We start from the raw sequence: 22,464 nt of genomic DNA, 5'->3' as shown, positions 1-22,464 counted from the left end.
GAAAGGAATGAAGTTTAAAAAAGCAATTGCCAGTATACTGGCAGCTGCAATGGTGTGTTCTTCAGTGGTGTATACAAATCCCATGGAAGCCCAGGCAGCATCTTCTAAACTGAAAAAGATTACTATGAGTTCGGCTAAAGCGTCCGTATATAAAGGACAGACAAAGCAGCTGAAGGTAGTAAAAGCGCCTGTAAGTGCTAAAGCTGAAATTAAATGGTCAAGCTCTGACAAAAAAGTGGCAACTGTTACCAAAGACGGATTGGTAAAAGGTGTAAAACCAGGTACCGCGACAATTAAGGCAACGGCGAAGGTTGGAAAGAAAACCCTGTCAACAAAGTGCAATTTTACTGTAAAAAAACCTACTTATATTACGAAAATCACACCTAAAGTCTCCAGCAAAACTTTAAAAGTAGGTAAAAAATTTACAATTAAAACTACGATAGCTCCTGAAAATGCGTCAGTTAAGAAATTGAAATACTCTACTTCTAATAAAAAGGTAGCTACGGTTACATCCAAAGGCGTTGTAACTGCAAAAGGCAAAGGAACTGCAAAAATTACGATTAAAGCGACTGACGGAAGTAAAGAGAGCGCAACGGTTAAAATTACGGCAAGTGCAGTTCCGGTTACAAAAGTAACGTTAAAACCGGCACAGGTATCCTTGTCTATCGGTATGGCGAAGCAGTTAAAAGTTTCCGTAAAGCCAGGCAAAGCAACTAATCGGAACGTTACCTATACCTCTTCAAATGAGAATGTAGCATCCGTATCCAGTGCCGGAGTTGTAACGGCTAAAGCAACAGGTACCGCAGCAATTACAGCAACGGCTCAGGATGGAAGTAAAAAATCCTCTACAGTATCCGTGACAGTTAATCCGGTTATGGCTGCAAATGTAGCAGTTACTCCTGATACATTAGCCCTTAAAACCGGCGCCAGCCAAAAATTACAGACAGTCGTATCACCGGCTAATACCACAAATAAAAATGTAAGCTATACCAGTTCCGCACCGGATGTAGCATCCGTATCTTCTGACGGAACGGTTACAGCTAAGGGGAAAGGCTCTGCAGTAATTACGGTAACAACCCAGGATGGAAGCAATAAACAGGCATCTGTACGTGTCAGCGTCTCTGACGTGGAAGTTAAAATTGCAGATTTGGCAGTAGTGGAAAATGATCTGGTTCTGGCACCCGGTGAAGCAAAGCAAATAACTGCAAATATAACACCAGCCAATGCTACTAATCAGACATTGCGTTACACCTCATCTGACAGCAATGCGGCTGAAGTTTCAGAAACAGGCGTGATTACAGCCAAAGCTCAGGGCTTTGCTGTTATAACCGTTGAAACGACAGACGGAAGTAATAAAAAGGCAGAAATTAAAGTTGAGGTAACAAACAAAGACAAAGTACGTACCATCGTAACGACAGATGGTGAAGTAGATGATATGGATTCCTTCATGCGTCTGATGCTGTATTCCAACGAGATGGACCTTGCCGGATTGATTCTTACAAGCTCTACCTATCACTATGCCGGAGATCCCGATAAGGGAATTGCCCCTAAGAGATGGACAGGCACTGCATGGGCGGGCGAAGTTCTGGAAGATTACAGTGAAGTATATTCAAACTTAACTGTTCATTCAGCAGATTATCCAACCCCGGCATATCTGGAAAGCATTTTAAAAATCGGTAACATTAAGAATGTAGGCGAGATGGATGAAATCACGGAAGGCTCAGAGTTCATGAAAGAGATTCTGTTAGACGACGATGACAGAACACTTTATATTCAGACCTGGGGCGGAACCAATACCACTGCAAGAGCTCTGAAATCAATTGAAGAAGAGTATAAAGGCACAGACCAGTGGGAAGCAATCCAGCAGAAGATTTATGACAAAGCAGTTATTTACATTATTTTGAACCAGGATGCTACATATTCCAACTATATTGCAAAAAACTGGCCCGGTATTAAAGTAATCAACGACGGCGGTAACTTCTGGAGATTCGCTTATATGTGGAAGAGTGTTCCCGAACCGCTGACACTAAAACTCCAGGGCGACTGGAATTATAACAATATCAAAACAGGACATGGTCCATTACTTGAAAATTACAAATTAATGGGTGACGGAACTATTCTTGAAGGCGAAGATGCCAATGAGCAGCGCGGAAGTGAAGATTATTTAATCAAAAATACGCAGTATAATCGTTACGATTTTATTTCCGAAGGAGATTCACCATCCTTCTTCTATCTGCTGGATACCGGACTTAGAAGTATGGAAGATCCGACATATGGCGGCTGGGGCGGAAGATTCGGCGTAGAAGCGGATGGCACCTATAAGAATACGGTATCAGATTACAATATTTACACCCAGAAAGAAGACAAAACATACACACTTACCCGCTGGTTCAATGATATCCAGGGTGATTTTGCGGCACGTGCCGACTGGTGTGTGGCAGATGAATTCAGCGATGCTAATCACAGGCCAACCGTAACCGTTGAAGAAGGGCTTGATCTGACGGCGCAGCCGGGAGAAAGAGTAAAATTACATGCTGACGGTGCAGACCCGGATGGTGATCTGTTAACTTATAAGTGGTGGCAGTATTATGAAGCAGATACTTATAAAGGAACAGAAGACGGCAAGTTCAAAATTATCGGCGGAGATTCAAATGTTGCAAGCTTTGTGGTACCCGCAGATGCAAAAGACGGCGATACAATCCATATGGTAGTTCAGGTTACTGACGACGGCGCTCATAATATGAACCACTACCAGCGTGTAATCCTGACAGTAGCAGGCGCACAGCAGGTAGAAAGCGTTACGGTAAACGGAGCTTCCGAAATTCAGGCTGGAAGTAAAACAACATTGAGCGCAGTAGTATTACCGGAAACATTAACCAATAAAAATGTAACCTGGAAGTCTGATAATGAAGCAGTAGCAACCGTTACAGATAAAGGACAGGTAACCGGCGTATCCGTTGGAACCGCTACGATTACCGCAGTTTCAAAGGTAGATAATACAATTACAGGAACATTTGAAATCACGGTGACAAGGGCGGCTAATGATCCTGCAAACCAGAATCCAAGAGCCATTATCACACAGGATGCGGAAGTAGATGACCAGAACTCCTTAGTACATGCTCTGCTATACGCAAATGAAATTGATTTCCAGGGAATCATCCAGACAAGTTCACAGTTCCACTGGATCGGAGACCCGGATGCCGCAGATGCAGCTTCCCAGACCAAGTACCGCTGGCCGGGAACAGACTGGATGAATGAATATGCAGACGACTATGAAGCAGTATATGAAAATCTGCGTACCCATGACCCGAATTATCCTACACCAGCATATATCCGCAGCATTATCAAAATCGGAAATATCGGATATAAAGGCGATGTGAAAAATGAAACAGAAGGTTCAAAATTAGTAGAAAAAGCCCTTTTGGATAACGACCCAAGAAAGCTGTACCTCATGGCATGGGGCGGAACCAACACCATCACCAGAGCGCTTATGAGTATTGAAGAAAAATATAAAGATACAGATGAATGGGCAGCAATCCGTGAAAAGATTGTAAACAAGTCAATGATCTGTGCATTCGGCAAACAGGACCAGACCTACGATGAATATATAGGGGAAGAATGGCCGGAAATCGCATTCCTGAACGTAGGAGGCGGAACCACATACGGCTATGCATGGTCAAGAACAGCAGGCAGTGTAGACAGTGAAGCGAAGAGAACATTGTCCGGAGCATGGATGAGAGAAAATCTGGATTACGGACACGGCGCATTGTTAGACAATTATGTAACCTGGGGCGACGGCACATACTTAGACGGCGAAGAAGACGGCAGCCAGTTCGGTACCAATGAAAACCTGCTGGACAGCACAAACTGGTGGGGAAGAATGAAATACCAGCGGTATGATTTCCTTTCTGAAGGGGATTCACCAAGCTTCTTCTATCTGATGGATACAGGATTAAGATCCTTAGAAGATCCGGCATTCGGAAGCTACGGCGGACGCTATTACCTGGATACCAGCATGAAGAACTCCAAGGGACAGCAGCTCAACTGGTACAAGACAGTACAGGATTATGATCCGTTACAGGATAAAAAGGTAAATTCTGACTGGCGCTGGATGGCAGACCTGCAGCATGAATTTGCAACCCGTGCAGACTGGTGTATCACACCGAACTATGAAGATGCAAACCACGCACCGACCCTTTCCATCAAAGAAGGACTGGACTTCACCGCAAAACCAGGGGAAACTCTGAAACTCCACGCAGAAGCAAGTGACCCGGATGGCGATTATGTATCCGTAAAATGGAAACAGTATTTTGAAGCAGATACTTATGTGGAACCGGAAGCGAATAAAGGCATTTACATCAAGGGAGCCAACTCAGATATGGCAACCATCACCGTACCGGAAGACGCAAAAGAAGGCGATACACTGATCATCTTAGTACAGGCATCGGACAATGGAACACATTCCCTGTCCCACTATCAGGAAATACTGATCACTGTAGAGGGTGCACAAGCAGTAGAAAGCGTTACTGTAGAAGGCGCTTCAGAAGTTGAAGTTGGAAATAAGGTAACATTGAATGCAGTAGTATTGCCGGAAACATTAACCAATAAAAATGTAACCTGGAAGTCTGATAATGAAGCAGTAGCAACTGTATCAGATAAAGGACAGGTAACCGGCGTATCATTTGGTACAGCAAACATAACAGCTGTTTCTCAGATTGATAAAACTGTAGCGGGAACATTTGAAATAAAAGTGACCAGAGCAAAAGATGATGCAAACAGCAGTAAAGTAAGAACGATTGTAACAACAGATGGAGAAGTAGATGACATGGATTCCTTCATGCGTCTGATGCTTTACTCCAACGAAATGGATATAGCAGGCTTGATTTTGAGCAGCTCAACATACCACTACGCAGGAGATCCTGACAAGGGAATTGCACCAAAGAGATGGACCGGAACAGCATGGGCAGGCGAAGTATTAGATGATTACGAAGAAGTATATGAGAATCTGAAAGTACATTCACCCGATTTCCCGGCTCCGGAATATTTAAAGAGTATTCTGAAGATTGGTAATATCAAGAACGTGGGAGAAATGGAAGAAATTACAGAAGGTTCAGAATTTATGAAAGATATTCTTCTGGATGATGACGATCGTACCCTGTATATCCAAACCTGGGGCGGAACAAATACCACGGCAAGAGCTTTAAAATCAATCGAAGAAGAGTATAAAGGAACCGACCAGTGGGATGAAATCCAGCAGAAAATATATGACAAAGCCGTAATTTATATCATTCTGAATCAGGATGCTACTTATTCAGATTACATTGCAAAACAATGGCCTGGAATCAGAGTCATCAATGACGGCGGAAACTTCTGGCAGTTTGCTTATATGTGGAAACGTGTAGCAGAACCGCTGACAGCAAAACTCCAGGGTGACTGGTATTACAATAACATTAAGACCGGACATGGAGCATTGCTTGCAAATTATAAACTAATGGGCGATGGCACGATCTTAGAAGGTGAAGATGCAAACGAACAGAGAGGATCAGAAGATTATTTATTAAAGAATCCTCAGTATAACCGCTATGATTTCATATCAGAAGGTGATTCACCATCCTTCTTCTACCTGCTTGACACAGGACTTCGAAGCTTAGAAGATCCAACCTATGGAGGCTGGGGCGGAAGATTTGGAGTCATGGAAGACGGAACATACAAAAACACAGTAAAAGATTACAACATCTATACCAACAGCCAAGACACCGCATATACCTTAACCAGATGGTTCAATGATATTCAGAGCGATTTCGCAGCACGTGCAGACTGGTGTATAGCATCTGATTATGCTGATGCTAACCATATGCCTTCCGTAAGCGTAAAAGAAGGAATTGATCTGAGTGCAGCACCTGGAGAACGTCTCAAACTCCACGCAGAAGGTTCTGATCCTGATGGTGACAAACTGACTTACAAATGGTGGCAGTATTATGAAGCGGATACTTATGATGGTACTGCAGACGGCAATATGTCTGTTACAGGTAAAAATACCGATACGGCAAGCTTTGTGATTCCGGAAGATGCTCAGAACGGCGATACCATCCATATGGTAATACAGGTAACTGACAATGGTGCACATAATTTAAATTACTATCAGCGAGTTATTATAACTGTTACCGGCAGAGAAGAGATTCAGAATGTAGAAATAAAGACACCACAAGGCGTTGATGCAAATGCAATTGCATTAGGAACCAAGACGGCAGGAAAGGGTGGAAGCCCATACGCAGTACAGTTAACCGCAGAAGTAACACCAGCGCTTACAACAGGAAAGACATTTACATGGTCCTCAAGTGATGTAAGTGTTGCAACAGTTGACAGTACAGGAAAGGTTACACCTCTGACAGCAGGAAGTGTCAGAATCACGGCAGCGGCAAATGATGGTTCCGGTAAAGAGGCATCCATTGATCTGACAATTGTTGAGTTAAAACCAAGTGCAGTTGAAGTTACATCCGGCGGCTCTACGAAGCTTTACGTAAATGCCACTCTGTCTCTGAATGCATCTGTAAATCCAACAGATGCAGTAGACAAATCCGTTACCTGGACATCAGATAATGAAAATGTAGCAGTTGTATCCCAGGACGGCGTCGTAACAGGAATCGGTGCAGGAACCGTAGTCATATCAGCGGTATCAAATGCAGATCAGAGTGTATTCGGTGAAATTACCCTTGTGGTAGAAGAAGAAAATGTAAACCGGAGGTCAGCACCAGTAACAGAAGACGCTTCTGAGGTTTCTACAGAAGCAGAAGAAGTACAGGAAGATGTAATCCGGGAAGAGGTTCCGAATGTAGAAAACCAAAATGAAGAGACACAAAACGAAGAAACACAAACCGAAGTATCATCAAACGGAGAGACACAGTTGTAATCGTATGGCTGAAGAAGCATATGCCAGACAAAGATAAAATCGTATGGCTGAAGAAGTACATGCCAGACAAAGATAAAATCGTATGGCTGAAGAAGCACATGTCAGACAAAGATAACTCCTAAAATAATGAAAACAGGGAAGACGCTGAGAAATCAGTCTGGCTTCCCTGTTTTTCGTTCATGATCATATAATTAATGCGCTGTCCATTTAGAAGCAGCAGTCCGGTCGCAGTACAGGGAAGCATTATCAAATTCCAGAATGGCAGTAGCGGGAATAGCGGGATCACTTTGGTTTGCCTGCATTATCTGATACAGGATGCCGGCTTTGTGAGAATCATTAATCATAAGGATACAGCGTTTCGCTTCCCGGAAATTTTGTATGCCCAAAGTGGCACCTCCTTGCAAAACTGCATCACCTTCAAAATATTTCTGTCCAACTTTCTGGGTAATGGGATCCAGAGATGAGACATGTGCCCTTCCGTATAAATCTGATCCCGGTTCATTGAGCGCCAGATGTCCATTCATGCCGGCACCCAGGATCAAAAAGTCAATGCAGCGGTTACAGGAATGATCTTTGATAAAAGTTTCGATTTCGTTGCATTCAGTAGCCATATCCTTTTTTGATGCATCCCATAAGCGTACATTTTGTGGATGGTAATTTACATGATTTAAAAAATGCTCCATAAGAAAGCAGCCGCAGCTGTCTTTGGTGTCCGGCGACATATACAGCCATTCATCCATTGCTACAAAGGATGCTTTTGAAAAGTCAGCCCTGCCTTCTTTATATGCCTGAACCAATTCCCGGAATAATCCAAGGGAAGTATGCCCGGCAGCGATGCAAAGTAATTGCCGGGGATTATCTTTTAGATCTGCCAGTATCTCCTTCGCAGTTCTGCGGCACATATCCGCGTAGGAGTCAAAAATTTCTATATTCATAGAATTTCCTCCCTGGCATCAGCGATAATACGGTCTATTTCTTCACAGAGAGATTCTGATATTACAGGCTCCCGGTTCAGATATCCATCTGTAGCTGTTTCAACCAGATCATGGGCGCGTTCCAACAGTTCTTTCTGAGATCCGCCAGTCCAGTTCGTCCAGTTATCCCTTAAAAAGATCCCAGGCTGGAGGTAACTTTCATGCATCCAGTCTAAAGTATGTTCTTCGGACAGGAAATTACCGCGGATACCTACTTCACGGATTACATCCAGACCGATGCTATCTTCCGATACCTCAAATCCTTTCGTGATATAATTGTAGTAATTAATCCATTCGTTATCCAATGCCAGCTGTTCGAGACTGATACCCTGGTCGGCTCCCACAATGCCCTGTGCGCCCATGGAACGGGTTCCGGAAAGAAAATTAAATGCTGCAGTAAGGCCCTTTTCAATACCAGCCTGAAAATCAGGCATGAGAGCATCGGTAAGGCCTGCATTAGACATGCCGGTGACCCCATAGAATCGCGACATCTGTCCAACCGCAATGCCGAACAATGCCTGGTTTGGACTGCCGAAAGAGCAAAGTGTGGTTTTGAGGTCCATCGAATGTACAGGAGCGCTATAGTTAGATATCTGCCCGTTTAACGCGAAAGCAATAAACATACTTGCAATTATCTCAGCATTTTCCAGAGTCAAAGTTCCTGCGATCGATGCAGGGGAAGTGGCAGCGCTCATGCCCATTGGACCCAGGGAAAGTGATCCGCCATTTTTGGCAAATAAAAGAGCCATTTCCAGGGTGTCTTTTTTGAAGGAAAGCGGAGTAATCGTTTCCAGAAGATAATTGCTTTCTTTACCCATAAGCTTATTCAACTCCAGTATGTATTTGGCAGACAAAGGAGTCAAAACATAAGTTCCGCCTGGTTTGCTGGAATATTTATAGATATCCTGATAATTAATCAGATCCGATATCTGATCAGGAACATCGGAAGGAACAACTACAGGACTGGAGTATGGAAAGTTTTCCAGGTGCTCAAGCAGGGCAAACCCCTTTAAATTATCTTTTCTGATTCCATAACGGCTGGTTTTTGTATTGTAATCTGTATAAAATACCTGTGTGGAAATATGTGCCTGGATATCATTTTTTAATGATTCCGTTTCAAAAGACTGTTGGTTGCGTTTTTTGATCGTGTCCAATACTGTCACCATCGCATTTTCTGGAATACGCAATATCTCTTTTTCATAATCCACGTTCCCGCCCAATTCAGAACAGAGGTCCAGTACTTCTTTACAGGGAACATGGATTCCAATGGTCTCTAAAATTTGAATTGAAGAGTCATGGATCATCTGGATCTCAGTGGGAGACAGAACCTCGATGCTGGAAATGATTTTTCTCATGAATAAATACCTCCTTAATAATAATTAACTAACTTTCTTAATTAATTGGATTATATGATTTCTTTGATTAAAAGTCAACAGTTTTTGTGAAAATATTATAATTTAAATTTGGTATTGACAAAATAGTAGTCATAATATACAATTAATTAAGAAAGTTAGTTAATGAAGGTGATGTGAAATGAAAAATTATGTACCGTCTCATTTAAAAGATATGAATCGGCAGATTGTATATCAGATTATTAAAGAAAAAGAAACCACTTCGAAAGCGGAGTTAGCAAAGCTGACGGGAATCAGCTCCCCTACAGTAATTAAAATTGTTAATTTCTTAATAGAAAAAAAGCTTGTCATAGAAGTGGGACAGGGAGATTTCAGCCAGAGTGAAGTTTCTGTCGGAAGAAAGCCACGTATGCTGAAGTTGAATACCGGATTAATGTATGTTGCAGCATTTTTCCTGGAAGGTGATTTTTTAAGTATGGGCGTGGTAGATTTAGCAGAGCGTATCATATATAAAAAAAGTATGGAAATAACTCCGGACTTCTCCTTTATCATGCCGGAAATTCTGAATAGACTTGTCATGCAGCTTTTAGAAGAAGCCGGAATTTCGGAATCCCAGCTATTTGGAATAGGAATTGCCCTTCCGGTAGCATATGATGAAAATAAATGCACGATTATAACGGCGCCGCTGATTCAGGTAAATGAACCCCTTGTGATCAGAGATGAAATAAAGAAATTAGAAGATAGATACGATGCGATTGTAATGATAGAAAATGACGCAAATGCTCAGGTACTGGGAGAGTTTCAAAGGGCTGGATACAGTGAAAAGGAAGACTTGATATTTATTTCTATTGGAACCGGACTGGGCGCGGGCATTGTTCTAAATGGACAGCTTCGCAGAGGAAAACATCATATGTGCGGAGAGATTGGCTATATCTGTTTCCTTGGTGATAATATTGAAAGAAAGAAAAATGCCGGCTGGCTGGAATCCCAAATCAGCTATCGGGTACTGGAAGAAAAGTTCGGAGTGGATTTTAGTAATGGCAGCGGGCTGGATTCCGATACAAAAAAGAAACTTATAGAATATGTGGCACTTCCCATTGCGCTATGCATAAACAATACAACCATGCTTTTGGACTGTGGAAATATCGTCTTGGGGGGTATTGTAATAGAAGTTCTGGGAGAAGAATTATTAACTGAAGTGAAGAGGCACGTAGATCAGATGTCAGTAATCGGGAATTCTATCCGCCTTCAAACTTCATCTGACAGCGGACTGATTGGCATTGCATCCATGGTCACAAAGAAAAAAATAATTGACTTATTAACATTGGAGTCTGATTAATCTATTTTGGTATTGGGAAACACATACCAAAACAGGTTGAAGTATTATAATAAAAAGTTGTATTCCAAAAGGAGTATAACTTTCTATAAATGGAATTAATTAACAAAGTTAGTTAATTAATGAAAAAGAAAGGAGGAATCCTTAAATGGAAAAAGTATTAAACAGTGTAGAATCCTATCTGGAAAATCAAACGAACGGACATTTTCAGTGGAAAGTCTTTGCCGGCTTTGACGGATATGTAGATTTACTTGTAAAACCTGTACGCTCCGGAATCAATGATCAAAAGAAGTATTTTGAAACCATCTCGGAGTTTGGAAGCTATTTAAAGACCAAGGCGAGTAAAAGCTGTTCGATTGAATTGCAGAAAATTACAGAAAAGGTTGGAGGAAACACCATAATTTTTGCCGAAGCCCTGGCGGCTTTTGGCATAAGCAGCAAATGTGTAGGCGCTTTCGGATATCCTAAAGTGCAGGAGGTATTTTCTAATGGAAACAGCAATGTAGAAATAGTGAGTATTACAAACCCGGGACACTGTACGGCATTAGAATTTCAGGACGGTAAAGTTATGCTGGCTGAAAATTCAGATATCAACGAATTGGATTATGAGGTTCTAATAAGCCGTATAGGTGAGAAAAAATTCTCAATGTATTTAGAAGAAGCAGATGTTTTGGCTTTTATGAACTGGAGCGAGATGGCGGGAGGAACGTTAATCTGGAAAGGGATATTGAAAAATATACTTCCGAAAGTGGCTGAAAAGAAAAAAAAGTCGGTTTTTATTGATATCTCGGACTGCTCCAGAAGAAGTAAAGAAGATATCGGCGAAATGTTGGAATTGGTTCGGGAATTTTCATCTTACTTTGATGTAATCATGAGTTTGAATAGAAATGAAATGGAAACCATCTGCAACACAATGCCGGAGGAGTTACAGGAAGCAGATTTTGAAAAGATGGGAGAAGTGATCAGAAACTACTGCGGGATTCAATATCTGGTAGTGCACTTACTGGATGGAGCATATGCTTTTGCAGGTGGGGAACCGTATTATATTGCGAATAAATATGTTGACAAACCTCTGATTTCCACAGGGGGCGGAGATAACTTTAACGCAGGTCTGGTATATGGAATCATGATGAATATGGATATTGAGCAGGCATTGGCAACAGCGAATGCTACCAGCGGTTTTTATGTAGTCAATGGAAAAAGTCCAGCCCCGGATGAATTAAAATCTTATATCAGTCAATGGAAAAAGGAGGTGAGAAGTCATGATAAGACCTCCCAAGAGAGAGCCTGACTTTCGCAATCTGGAATTGGTTTTAGAAAAGAAGAAACCACAAAGACCTACGCTGTTTGAATTATTTGTATGCGATGAAATTATCGAAAAAGTTTCAGGAAGACATTTAGCAGGGAAAAACAAGCTGGAAAAAGATGTTGCGCTGATTGAAACTTATGATAGCCTGGGCTACGATTATTCGTTAATAATGCCCACGGAATTTGCATTTATCGCAAATAATAAGCTGGAGAAAAAGTCTTTTTCTTTAAATGATGGTGCGGTTATTACAGACAGAAAATCTTTTGACCAGTACAATTGGCCGTCAGCGGGTGATTATGACTATACATATGTAGACAAACTGGCAGAATATCTGCCAAAGGGAATGGAATTTTTAGCCTGGTCCAGTGATGGACCCCTGGAAAGTGTCATAAAGCTGGTAGGTTATGAGAATCTCTGTTACATGCTCTATGATGATGAAACTTTGGCTGCTGATATTTTTGAACAGGTAGGTAAGCGTACGGTGGAAGATTACCGCCAAATGCTGGAGAATCCCCATATTAAAGGGGTGGTGGTCGGGGATGACTGGGGATTTAACACACAGACGCTGCTGCCTATAGAAGTTTATCGAAAATATCTCTTTCCATGGCATCAAGAAATTGTACGTATGGCACATGCCGGAGGCAGATATGCTATTTTGCATTCCTGTGGGCAATATCAAGGAGTGATAGAGGATATTATCCAGCATATGGGATATGATGGAAGGCACTCCTATGAAGATAATATTATTCCCGTAGAAAAGGCGTACGAAGATTTATATCCGGATATCGCGGTTCTGGGGGGAATTGACGTTCATTTTTTATCCGTTGCTTCACCTCATGAAATAGGAAGGCGTTCAGAAGAAATGCTGGAACGTACTTTTAACAGGGGAGGATATGCACTGGGGTCCGGAAACAGTATTCCCAATTACATTCCCTGGGAAAATTATAAAGCAATGATAACAAAAGCATATGAATAAGGAGGATCATTATGAGTAAGGCAAAAATTGTATTTATTGGAGCAGGCAGTATGTCGTTTGGGATTCCCACATTCAAGGATCTCTTTACCACCAGAGAATTGGCGCAAAGCACCCTTTCGCTTGTGGATATTGACGAACAGAACCTGGAAAGAATGTATCAGCTGGCATTGAAAATGAATGAGGCATCAGGTATGGAGCTTAAGATTGAAAAGACGGTAAACAGAAGGGATGTGCTGCAGGGGGCAGACTATGTGGTAAACAGTCTGGCTATTGAAAGGTGCGAGCTTTGGCGAAAAGATTTTCAGGTTCCTTTAAAATATGGCATCAAGCATTGTCTTGGTGAAAATGGAGGTCCCGGTGCTCTGTTTTTTGGAATGCGTACAATTCCCCTTATCATGGAAATCTGTAAAGATATGGAGGAGTTATGCCCCGATGCATGGTTTTTGAATTTTTCCAATCCGGAAAGCCGAATTGTACTGGCGGTTAATCAGTATACCAAGATTAAGTGTATTGGTCTTTGCCATGGAATCTTCATGGCGCAGGAAGATGTGAGTAAAGTACTGGGCAGGAAAAAAGAAAGTGTTGAAGTATCTGCAGCCGGAATGAATCATTTCCAATGGCTTCTTAGCATTCGTGACAGGGAGAGCGGAGAAGATCTGTATGAAGAATTAAGGGAAAAAGAGAAAAGCTATGTTACATAGTAAAGCACTGCATATTTAATGATTTTAATATGCGGTGCTTTATTTTTAATCCCCCCTGTCTTTTCATTCTATCAATTCGAAAAATATACTAATAGCTTTTTTCAACAGAATAAAATTGGCTTTTCAGGCTGCTAAAGTCTATGAAAGAATAATACTTTTGCGAAACCGGATTTGTATTATCTTCATCGTTCGCAGCGTTTTGAGCATCCTCCATAGTTTCCCAGGTTACTAAGTCAGCCCAGGTATCGCCATCGACAAGTACCTTCCAAGAAATGAATCCTTTCTTCTTAGATAAAATTTCGTTATGTGTTTTTTCTGACGCAAGCAAGTAATCTGATACAGACGCTCCTTCTATTAGTTTATAAGTGATAAACCAAACTGTATTCGACATCATATTTTGTCTCCTTTCATTTTTCGTTAGTGTATCACACCTAATGCGACATGTAGCTGTCGCATTAGAAAAAAACTTGGGACTAATTTACTCGAAGTACCAGAATATAATTCAGTTTACAAAGTCATATTTTTGCCCAGAGGGATAGGTTGTGGTGCAAAAGTATTTGGAAGTGTGATATTATAAATATAAAAAAGGGGATAAGTAATGCAGATTGAGCGTTTGGTGCAGATGGTATTTTATATAGTCAATCGGGAGCATGTCACGGCGAAAGAATTAGCTGACCATTTCAGTGTATCAACGAGAACGATATACCGCGATATAAACACGTTGACCCTTGCGGGAATCCCTGTAACATCTTCCAAGGGAACGGGTGGGGGAATATCGTTAATAGATGGATATACGATTAACAAATCATTATTCTCTAAAGAAGAACAACAGAATATATATCAGGGATTGCAGATTTTACAGGCTTCCAAATATCCGAATGCCGAAATGGCGCTCAGCAAAATTGGCTCTATTTTTAGAAATGTTTTAGAACCAGAATGGTTGGAAGTCGATTTTTCATTTTGGGGTAGTGATGAAAAGCAAAAAGTGGGTATATCAGAATTGCAGCATGCCATCATCAACAAGCACATGATAACATTTGAATATATTAATAATGAAATACAAAAATCAAAGAGGGCTGTGGAGCCGTTGCGGTTAGTGTTTAAATCACACGCATGGTATATTGTGGGATTCTGCCAGGGCAAACGGGATATACGCATTTTTCGTCTGTCAAGAATGAAACATATCCATGTAACACCAGAAGTCTTTGAACGTGAACTGCCTACGGACTATTTATTTGCATATAGTTATAAAGAGAAAATCAATATACCTGCTATAAAATTAAAGTGTTACTCGGAAATAGTCGGGAGGGTATATGATGATTTTCTAGTTCCAGAAAACGAAGTTTTAGCATGTACAGATGGCAGCTATATGATAACGGTTCAGAACGAATTGGATAATTGGTTATTTGACCGCTTGCTGTCGTATGGGAAATACGTTGAAGTCATTGAGCCGGAAGAAGCCCGGACTATGATCAAAGAAAAGGCTCTGGAGATAGCAGGACTATATGATTGAATTGGGGCAAGTTGACACTAAGTGAAAAGGTGATACCATTATTAACGGTATTTTACCCAACGGGAGAGTATATGAAAAAGGCAATTGTTCTTATATTAACAATACTAATCTTATTTTCTGGTTTTACAACACTGGGTTATGCAGCGCCAGACGCACAGTCTGCGGAAATACAAGCGTTGCTGGATGATGCCTGCCGTATATCAGGTGTGCCGGGAATGTCACTATCAATACGGGCGGATGATGAAGTGTCCTACTTTTCTTCCGGGTATGCAGACCGTGAAAATAAAGTGTCTGCGAGCGAAAATACACTATATGAGCTGGCATCGGTCAGTAAGGCTTTCACAGGTATGGGTATTCTGCTGCTGGAAGAACAAGGGTTGCTGTCAATGTCGGACCCTGTCCAAAAATATTTACCTTGGTTTACGTTAAAGTATGAAGGAAGGACTGTTGATATGGAGAGCCTTACACTCAATCACTTTCTTCACCATACCAGCGGCCTGGTTAATATCAGGCACACACAGCTTATCCCCCAGGGCAATACGCCGGATATGCTGCGAAGGACGGTGGAAAAGCTTGCAGATGCTGAATTGGCGTTTCCACCAGGCAATCAGTATGATTATGGCACTGTGAATTATGATATATTGGGTTTAGTGATTGAGACGGTGTCGGGACAACGCTATGAAGACTTTATGAAGGAAAAGGTATTGAAGCCGTTAGGTCTTAACCAGACGTATATGTATCAGGAGGATGCCAGGGCCACCGGACAGCTGGCACAGGGCTACCGTTCCTCCTTTTTTATGACTTTTCCATATAATGCGCCGGATTATGCCGGGAATAAACCCGCCGGCTACATCATTTCCTGTACGAAAGATATGTCTCGCTGGATGGACATACAGATGGGAATTGTGCAGGATATACCCGCAATATTCCACAGGATTATCGAAAAATCACATCAGGGTGACCGGTCTGTTCCCGCTGTCGACGGTATGTATTATGCAGCGGGCTGGTCGGTAAATGCCGAACAATCAATTATAGAGCACCAGGGGGTTAATCCCAACTTCACAACGGAAGCAGCCATCCTGCCAGACGAACGGACAGCCATTTGCTTGCTGACCAATGGTGTAAATACCAATATCAGCCTGGTGCTTAAAGTTAAAGATATATTGGACGGCAATCTAACGCAGTTTTATGAAATCGGCGGAACACAGTTTATGGACATTGTTTTGTCCGCGGTCACAATTACTTTTATCATATTAGCGGCTCTGTTCTTCCTCTTGGGATTGCGAAGAAAGAAATCGAATGAGCGTCAGCCTATGATAAAAAAGACAATCCTCGTAATAGCTGTTTTGCTGACCATAGCGATTGTCCTGTGTATGATATGTCTGGTACTCGAATGGTCAACGATACTTGTCTGGCAAACTTATAGCGTCCTTACCGCTTTGATTTCATCAGCTTTATTGAGCGCAAGTATTGCATGGTTTGTGTACATGCACCGCTACCATGCCACGCCGGGAAAATAAGTATATAGCCACCATGAGGAAGTATTTCAATTTAGAATCTTTTCATTTAAAAACACTATGGGATAGCTGCAGACGAATCTGTACTATTCCATAGTGTTTTTTAGATGTTGTGATTGTCTTTTATCTCTAACTGCATATAATGCAAATTCGTGCTCAAATGCTCCACCATAGCTTTCGAAGCCGCCTGCTCGTCATGGTTAAGGATGGCGTCTACGATTTTTCTGTGGGTTTTGATCGTCTCATCTTTTAAAATACGCCGGGTAAGGGTCGTTATAAAATCAATACCGCTGCGGTCGATGATTGGGATAATGCTCTGCAGCACAATATTTCTGCTGGCACGTGCGATGCTGGCATGAAAAGCAATATCCGTTTCGGTATGATCTTTGTTGTTTTTGATTAATTGTTCTATTTTTAAACAAAGGTCACTTATTTCTCGCAGATCAGATTCGTCAGCATTGCGGGCGGCAAGCGCCGACATCTGTGGTTCTATCAGCATTCTTACGGAGATCAGATCCATTGCCAGTTGTTTTTTGTCTTTTACAAACGTAAAGCCAAGCGGATCATCTACAACACCGGGTTCCTGGCAGACAAATGTTCCGGAACCGCGCCGTATTTCCACAATGTTTCTGGATACCAGGATTTTGACCGCTTCCCGGATTGTACTGCGGCCTACCTTTAAACTTTCCGCCAACTGGAATTCGTTGGGCAGCTTTTCACCTGATTTGATCTTATTCGTTATAATTAATTCAATAATTGCATCGGAAACTTTTTCTGCCAATGGTTTATCGGCTATATTTTCAAATTCATACATAAGTAGCTTCTCCAAACTGATTTCATTAGATTATATATTATTGTTAAATTAGGAATTGATAAGCAAAGGTTAAGTTCAATTGCATTTATTGTATCATGTTTTTTTTGATTCAACAATTAGATAATTTGGAGTTTTAGAATGAAAGAACATCATGATGCACAAACTCCCATACGAAATACTATATATATATTTTAAATAGTCAAAATATATAAAAAAGCCCATTGACAAATCATTTCATTGTTGATATTATATAGTAAATACATCAGACGTCTGATGACATGACGTATATGAAAGGAGGGAAGCGCAACTACAATATATGGTGTTATAATATTCCTGATAAAAAAAGAAAAAGGGTTTTACAAAAGAATGGAGGAGAAGTATGTTTGAGAATTTGTTACAGAATCCCGTATATATGCTGGGGATAGTTGCGGCAGCAGTAATTATTTTAATTGTATTGGTTATGAAGTTTAAGGTAAATGCATTTGTAAGTTTATTGATCGTGAGTGTACTGAGTGCATTTGCAGCCGGAATGACTCCGGGAGATACGCTGGCTTCCATTACCGGGGGGATGGGAAGCACGCTGGGCGGAATTACGATTATTGTTGCATTGGGGGCAATGTTAGGTGCAATGCTGGAGGTATCCGGCGGAGCTAAGGTAATGGCGAATACTCTGATTAAGACCTTTGGAATTAACAAGGCGCCATTGGCGCTGGTTGCGGTTGGTATAATTGTAGGAACACCGGTTTTTCTGGATGTGGCGTTTATCATTTTGATTCCGGTGGTTTATTCTCTGGCAAAGCAGACGAAGAAGTCGGTGTTGTTCTTCTCGCTGCCGCTGCTTGCAGGACTGGCAGTAGGCCATACTTTGATCCCGCCCACACCGGGACCTGTAACGGTTGCAAATATCGTAGGTGCGGATCTTGGAAGCGTTATTATGATGGGATTTGTAGTTGGAATACCGGCAGCAATCTGCGGCGGAATTTTCTATTCAAAATTTATTGCGAAACGAATTAATGTAAATCCACCTGAAGTTCCGGAAGTAGCAGTGGAAGACGAGCGGAAACTTCCATCGTTTGGTATTGTGGTATTGAATATTTCCCTTCCATTAATATTAATCGTAATCAGAACGGTCTGTGATCTGGTTTTACCGGAAGAAAATTCATTAAGAGTTGTGTTGAACTTTATCGGTGCACCGGAAATAGCGCTGTTGATATCTGTTCTGTTTTCATTTTTAACTTTGGGACTCCAGAGGGGAATTTCCAAATCAGTTATTGAAGAAGTATGTTCCAAAGCACTTGGTCCGGCAGGTATTATTCTTGCGGTAACCGGAGCGGGAGGTGTATTCAAACAGGTATTGATTGACAGCGGAATAGGAACAAGCCTGGCAGATATGATGTCACAGGCAAGTATCAGCCCCATTTTTATGGCATATTTAATAGCTACTATAATGAGAATTTCGGTTGGATCTGCAACGGTTTCCATGACTACGGCAGCGGGAATAATGGCGCCAGTCATTGTTGCAACAGGCACAAATCCCACTCTGATTGTAATGGCAATTGGATGTGGAGCAATCAACTTTGTGCATTTTAATGACAGCGGATTCTGGCTGATCAGCAAATATTCCGGCACTAATGAAAAAGAAACATTGAAGACATGGTCAGCAATGGCTACCATTATTGGTATTACAGGAATTATCATTGTAATGATCCTATCCATATTTATAAAATAGTAAATTAGTTATATGGTGCGGGCAGAATAAAAGCGGATGGTTTCAGAAAATAATATTCCGTTATAAATGCAGATCTAACAGTGAATTGATGGAAAAAGGCTATGAAGTTTAAGGAAAATAATAACCTGTAATGAATTGTGGAAAAGATCGGAGGAATATATGAATTCTTATGAACGAGTAATGGCGGTATGTAAACACGAAAAACCGGACGTGGTTCCGGTAGGACCCTTCCTGGGAAATCACGCAGCGAAGATTTGTAAAGTGCCGCTGAGTAAATACTATACGGACGGAAAGGTAATGGGCGAGGTTTTGTACAAAGCCTGGGAGGAATATGGCTATGATATTATTTTCGCCCACTCAGACGGTTATTACATCTCCGAAGGTATGGGGGTGGAGACTAGAAAGGAAGGCGATGACCTTCCCATTGTAACAAAGCATGGGATAAGTTCCCTTTTAGAGGGGGGAAAGATTAAAGTACCGGATCCATATCGGGATGGCAGAATGACTGTTTATCTGGAGGCAATTGCTTATCTAAAATCCAAACTAGGAGGCAAAGTTGCGATTAGGGGAACCGGAACGGGAATGTTTTCTCTGGTTTCCCACATATACGGCATACAGGAGCTGCTTCTGGACATGGCTGAAATGCAATATGCAGACGAAGATGAAGATGCAAAAGAAATGGAAAAATGCTTTCATGAATTAATGGAAACCTGTACGGAAACCTTGATCCGTTTCACTACGGCAGAGCTGGAAGCGGGCGCCAATATTATTCATCTTGGAGATTCCCTGGCATCTCTGGATGTGGTTTCGCCGCAAATCTTCCGGACATATATCTATCCGTATCTGAACAAATTTTTTACCAGGATGAAGCCGCAGTTTGAGCAGCATAATGCATTCGGACTGCTTCACATCTGCGGAAATAATACGGCAGTTCTGGATGATTATGCATCAACAGGTGCCGATATTTATGAGGTGGATTATAAAGTGGACCTTCTGGAATGCAAACAGAAAATCGGGGATCGGATCATACTGATGGGAAATGTAAACCCGGTAGAGCTTCTGCAGGATGATGAAGAAAAAGTAAAAGAACTCTGCAGAAGATGTCTGGACGTGGGAACTGCCGGAGGAGGATTTATCCTGGGAACAGGCTGCGAAGCGGCGATCAATACCCCTAAGGAAAACCTGAAGCGGATGGTACAGGAAGCCCATAATTACCGTTATTAAAATATAGCTCCCGGCTTTTCGTATACCAATGAATGGGCACCCGGAAAAGAAAATGACTAAATCATATGAACTACAAAGAAAGGATACAGCAAATGAAGATTACAAATATCAAACTATATAAGGTACAGCCCAGATGGCTTTTTCTAAAGGTTGAAACGGATGAGGGAATCTGCGGATGGGGGGAGCCGGTAATTGAGGGCAGGGCGGAGTCTGTAAAGGCCTGCGTGGAAGAAATGAAAACCTATTTAATTGGCAGTGACCCAAGGAGAATAGAAGATATCTGGCAGGTGCTTTACCGCGGTGGATTTTATAGAGGCGGTCCCATTTTATCCAGTGCAATTTCCGGAATCGAACAGGCTTTGTGGGATATAAAAGGAAAATATTACAATATGCCCGTCTATGAATTTTTAGGTGGCATATGCCGGGATCATGTTGATGTGTACTGCTGGATTGGAGGCGATCGCCCGTCTGATGTAGGAATGGAGGCAAAAAGGCAGCAAGATCTGGGCTTTAAATCAATTAAAATGAATGCAACGGAGGAAGTGGCATATATCGACAGTTTCGCCAAGGTAGATGCAGTGTGTGAGCGTGTGGCGGCTATCCGTGAGAAGTGCGGGAAATATTTTGGCATTGCTGTGGACTTTCACGGCAGGGTACATAAAAGTATGGCGAAAATGTTGGTCCAGGAACTGAATCAGTTTCATCTGATGTTCATTGAAGAACCGGTTCTGTGCGAAAATTATGAAGCGCTGCGGGAAATTGCTAAATACACGGCATCCCCAATAGCCACCGGTGAACGTTTGTTTACCAGATGGGATTTCAAGAAGATCTTTGAACAGGGGGTTGTAGATATCATACAGCCGGATTTGTCCCATGCCGGAGGTATTCTGGAATGCCGGAAGATATCAGCCATGGCGGAAGCCTATGATGTAGCGGTTGCACCCCACTGTCCCCTGGGACCCATTGCGCTGGCATCCTGTCTGCAGATGGATGCCTGCACGCCCAACGCTTTTATTCAGGAACAGAGCCTTGGAATACATTATAATCAGGGCAGTGATCTGTTGGATTATCTGGCTGATCCGAAGGTATTTGAGTACCGGAATGGAGTGGTTCAGATTCCATCTAAACCGGGGCTTGGAATTGAAATTAACGAAACCTACGTAGAAAAAATGGCAGAAACCGGTCATGACTGGAAGAACCCGGTATGGCGAAACAGCGATGGAACCGTGGCGGAATGGTAGAAAGGATGTGTTTTGATGGAAATGTGCTCCAGAGTTATTAAGGACTTTAAAGATAAAATTGCAAATGGACCGGTGCTCGGACCGTTTTGCAAAACCCTTGATCCTTCCTTCATTGAAATATTGGGATACAGCGGATTTGATTTTTGCATTCTGGATATGGAACATGGTCCGGCGTCAAGTTCAAATCTTGCTGATTTAATCCGGGCGTGTAATGTAACCGGGATTCTGCCGGTAGTAAGAGTGCCTGAGGTATCCGAGCAGGCAATCGGCAAGGCACTGGATCTTGGTGCCGGCGCAGTTCAGATTCCCCAGATCAGCAATGCCTTCCAGGCGAAAAAAGCTATTGAATTAGCAAGATTTTATCCCAAGGGTCAAAGGGGGGTTTGCAGATTTGTGAGAGCCGCACATTATTCAGCCATGCCCAGGGAAGAATATTTTGAAACATCAAATGAAATCCTGGTTACTCTTCAGATTGAAGGTGTAGAAGCAATCCGGAATCTGGAAGAGATCATGGAAGTGGAAGGAATCGATATTATTTTTATTGGCCCTTACGACCTTTCCCAATCACTGGGGGTTCCGGGGCAGATAGACCATCCCAGGGTATTGGAATATATGAATACCATTGTGGATATGGGTAAGCGCAAAAATATTCAGATCGGCACGTTCGTAGATACGAGAAACGGTATGAACAGATGGATTGCCCAGGGAGTAAAGTATATTTCTTATTCTGTGGATGTGGGCATTTTTATGGATGCATGTAAAGATCTGGTAGGAGATTTTAAGGCGGCGAAGATTTGAGCATTACCGCGTTTTTATAGTTATATTTTGCCGGTAGATGGAGAAGTACCTTTTTGTGTTAAGAACTTCA

The 22,464-nt window shown here is 42.0% G+C and carries 15 protein-coding genes; 11 read left to right on the top strand and 4 right to left on the bottom strand.

The window, feature by feature from the left end:
• Positions 1 to 7: 7 nt before the first annotated feature.
• Positions 8 to 6,910 (top strand): nucleoside hydrolase-like domain-containing protein, encoded by a 6,903-nt coding sequence (locus tag QR40_RS32075; RefSeq protein WP_052430812.1) that lies wholly within the window; start codon positions 8 to 10, stop codon positions 6,908 to 6,910.
• 191 nt (positions 6,911 to 7,101) lie between these two features.
• Here QR40_RS32075 and QR40_RS11960 read toward each other — a convergent pair whose 3' ends face one another.
• Together QR40_RS11960 and QR40_RS11955 are read right to left on the bottom strand one after the other, a co-directional pair.
• Positions 7,102 to 7,845 (bottom strand): 6-phosphogluconolactonase, encoded by a 744-nt coding sequence (locus QR40_RS11960; protein WP_044295158.1) that lies wholly within the window; start codon positions 7,843 to 7,845, stop codon positions 7,102 to 7,104.
• Positions 7,842 to 9,239 carry a trimethylamine methyltransferase family protein gene (locus QR40_RS11955; protein WP_027292774.1) on the bottom strand — a complete coding sequence of 466 codons (1,398 nt, stop codon included), beginning with the start codon at positions 9,237 to 9,239 and terminating at the stop codon, positions 7,842 to 7,844. The genes QR40_RS11960 and QR40_RS11955 overlap by 4 nt, the downstream gene beginning before the upstream one ends.
• A gap of 178 nt (positions 9,240 to 9,417) precedes the next feature.
• On the opposite strand from QR40_RS11955, the gene QR40_RS11950 reads away from it, so the two are divergent.
• The 4 genes from QR40_RS11950 to QR40_RS11935 all read left to right on the top strand — a co-directional run bounded on the left by QR40_RS11950 (position 9,418) and on the right by QR40_RS11935 (position 13,558).
• Positions 9,418 to 10,575 carry an ROK family transcriptional regulator gene (locus QR40_RS11950; protein ID WP_027292775.1) on the top strand — a complete coding sequence of 386 codons (1,158 nt, stop codon included), beginning with the start codon at positions 9,418 to 9,420 and terminating at the stop codon, positions 10,573 to 10,575.
• A gap of 145 nt (positions 10,576 to 10,720) precedes the next feature.
• A complete protein-coding gene (locus tag QR40_RS11945; protein WP_044295157.1) occupies positions 10,721 to 11,863 on the top strand; it encodes a PfkB family carbohydrate kinase in 1,143 nt (380 codons plus the stop codon).
• On the top strand, positions 11,835 to 12,857 hold the full coding sequence (locus QR40_RS11940; protein ID WP_044295156.1) for a uroporphyrinogen decarboxylase family protein: 1,023 nt from the start codon (positions 11,835 to 11,837) through the stop codon (positions 12,855 to 12,857). Before QR40_RS11945 ends, QR40_RS11940 begins: the two co-directional genes overlap by 29 nt.
• An 11-nt stretch (positions 12,858 to 12,868) precedes the next feature.
• Entirely contained in the window at positions 12,869 to 13,558 is a 690-nt protein-coding gene (locus QR40_RS11935) for a family 4 glycosyl hydrolase (protein WP_052430811.1), read from the top strand.
• An 88-nt stretch (positions 13,559 to 13,646) separates the two neighbouring features.
• On the opposite strand, the gene QR40_RS11930 is transcribed toward QR40_RS11935, so the two are convergent.
• Positions 13,647 to 13,952, bottom strand: a complete 306-nt coding sequence (locus QR40_RS11930) for a hypothetical protein (protein WP_027292782.1) — start codon at positions 13,950 to 13,952, stop codon at positions 13,647 to 13,649.
• A 204-nt stretch (positions 13,953 to 14,156) separates the two neighbouring features.
• Here QR40_RS11930 and QR40_RS11925 point away from each other — a divergent pair, with 204 nt between their 5' ends.
• Together QR40_RS11925 and QR40_RS11920 are read left to right on the top strand one after the other, a co-directional pair.
• On the top strand, positions 14,157 to 15,071 hold the full coding sequence (locus QR40_RS11925) for a helix-turn-helix transcriptional regulator (RefSeq protein WP_044295152.1): 915 nt from the start codon (positions 14,157 to 14,159) through the stop codon (positions 15,069 to 15,071).
• Between the two features lie 11 nt (positions 15,072 to 15,082).
• Positions 15,083 to 16,591 (top strand): serine hydrolase domain-containing protein, encoded by a 1,509-nt coding sequence (locus QR40_RS11920; RefSeq protein ID WP_242858502.1) that lies wholly within the window; start codon positions 15,083 to 15,085, stop codon positions 16,589 to 16,591.
• A 100-nt stretch (positions 16,592 to 16,691) separates the two neighbouring features.
• On the opposite strand, the gene QR40_RS11915 is transcribed toward QR40_RS11920, so the two are convergent.
• Entirely contained in the window at positions 16,692 to 17,402 is a 711-nt protein-coding gene (locus tag QR40_RS11915; protein ID WP_027292785.1) for a FadR/GntR family transcriptional regulator, read from the bottom strand.
• A gap of 379 nt (positions 17,403 to 17,781) precedes the next feature.
• Here QR40_RS11915 and QR40_RS11910 point away from each other — a divergent pair, with 379 nt between their 5' ends.
• The 4 genes from QR40_RS11910 to QR40_RS11895 all read left to right on the top strand — a co-directional run bounded on the left by QR40_RS11910 (position 17,782) and on the right by QR40_RS11895 (position 22,394).
• Entirely contained in the window at positions 17,782 to 19,131 is a 1,350-nt protein-coding gene (locus tag QR40_RS11910) for a GntP family permease (protein WP_242849048.1), read from the top strand.
• Between the two features lie 159 nt (positions 19,132 to 19,290).
• Positions 19,291 to 20,355, top strand: coding sequence for a uroporphyrinogen decarboxylase family protein (locus QR40_RS11905; RefSeq protein ID WP_044295148.1), 1,065 nt, complete (start codon positions 19,291 to 19,293; stop codon positions 20,353 to 20,355).
• Positions 20,356 to 20,420: 65 nt separating this feature from the next.
• Complete coding sequence (dgoD, locus tag QR40_RS11900; protein WP_330373729.1) at positions 20,421 to 21,596, top strand: galactonate dehydratase; 1,176 nt, start codon at positions 20,421 to 20,423, stop codon at positions 21,594 to 21,596.
• Between the two features lie 15 nt (positions 21,597 to 21,611).
• Positions 21,612 to 22,394 (top strand): HpcH/HpaI aldolase family protein, encoded by a 783-nt coding sequence (locus QR40_RS11895; protein WP_200889749.1) that lies wholly within the window; start codon positions 21,612 to 21,614, stop codon positions 22,392 to 22,394.
• Positions 22,395 to 22,464: the final 70 nt, after the last annotated feature.

This window comes from Robinsoniella peoriensis (genome assembly GCF_000797495.1).
Lineage (GTDB): Bacteria > Bacillota > Clostridia > Lachnospirales > Lachnospiraceae > Robinsoniella > Robinsoniella peoriensis.
The sequence above is the reverse complement of the archived record's forward strand: the minus strand, read 5'-3'. Positions and strand labels throughout refer to the sequence as shown.

What these genes read in the sequence shown, in the direction of transcription:
- QR40_RS32075 (WP_052430812.1), top strand. Translation starts at nt 8, where the DNA reads ATGAAGTTTAAAAAAGCAATTGCCAGTATACTGGCAGCTGCAATGGTG.
- QR40_RS11960 (WP_044295158.1), bottom strand. Translation starts at nt 7,845, where the DNA reads ATGAATATAGAAATTTTTGACTCCTACGCGGATATGTGCCGCAGAACT.
- QR40_RS11955 (WP_027292774.1), bottom strand. Translation starts at nt 9,239, where the DNA reads ATGAGAAAAATCATTTCCAGCATCGAGGTTCTGTCTCCCACTGAGATC.
- QR40_RS11950 (WP_027292775.1), top strand. Translation starts at nt 9,418, where the DNA reads ATGAAAAATTATGTACCGTCTCATTTAAAAGATATGAATCGGCAGATT.
- QR40_RS11945 (WP_044295157.1), top strand. Translation starts at nt 10,721, where the DNA reads ATGGAAAAAGTATTAAACAGTGTAGAATCCTATCTGGAAAATCAAACG.
- QR40_RS11940 (WP_044295156.1), top strand. Translation starts at nt 11,835, where the DNA reads ATGATAAGACCTCCCAAGAGAGAGCCTGACTTTCGCAATCTGGAATTG.
- QR40_RS11935 (WP_052430811.1), top strand. Translation starts at nt 12,869, where the DNA reads ATGAGTAAGGCAAAAATTGTATTTATTGGAGCAGGCAGTATGTCGTTT.
- QR40_RS11930 (WP_027292782.1), bottom strand. Translation starts at nt 13,952, where the DNA reads ATGATGTCGAATACAGTTTGGTTTATCACTTATAAACTAATAGAAGGA.
- QR40_RS11925 (WP_044295152.1), top strand. Translation starts at nt 14,157, where the DNA reads ATGCAGATTGAGCGTTTGGTGCAGATGGTATTTTATATAGTCAATCGG.
- QR40_RS11915 (WP_027292785.1), bottom strand. Translation starts at nt 17,402, where the DNA reads ATGTATGAATTTGAAAATATAGCCGATAAACCATTGGCAGAAAAAGTT.
- QR40_RS11910 (WP_242849048.1), top strand. Translation starts at nt 17,782, where the DNA reads ATGTTTGAGAATTTGTTACAGAATCCCGTATATATGCTGGGGATAGTT.
- QR40_RS11905 (WP_044295148.1), top strand. Translation starts at nt 19,291, where the DNA reads ATGAATTCTTATGAACGAGTAATGGCGGTATGTAAACACGAAAAACCG.
- dgoD (WP_330373729.1), top strand. Translation starts at nt 20,421, where the DNA reads ATGAACTACAAAGAAAGGATACAGCAAATGAAGATTACAAATATCAAA.
- QR40_RS11895 (WP_200889749.1), top strand. Translation starts at nt 21,612, where the DNA reads ATGGAAATGTGCTCCAGAGTTATTAAGGACTTTAAAGATAAAATTGCA.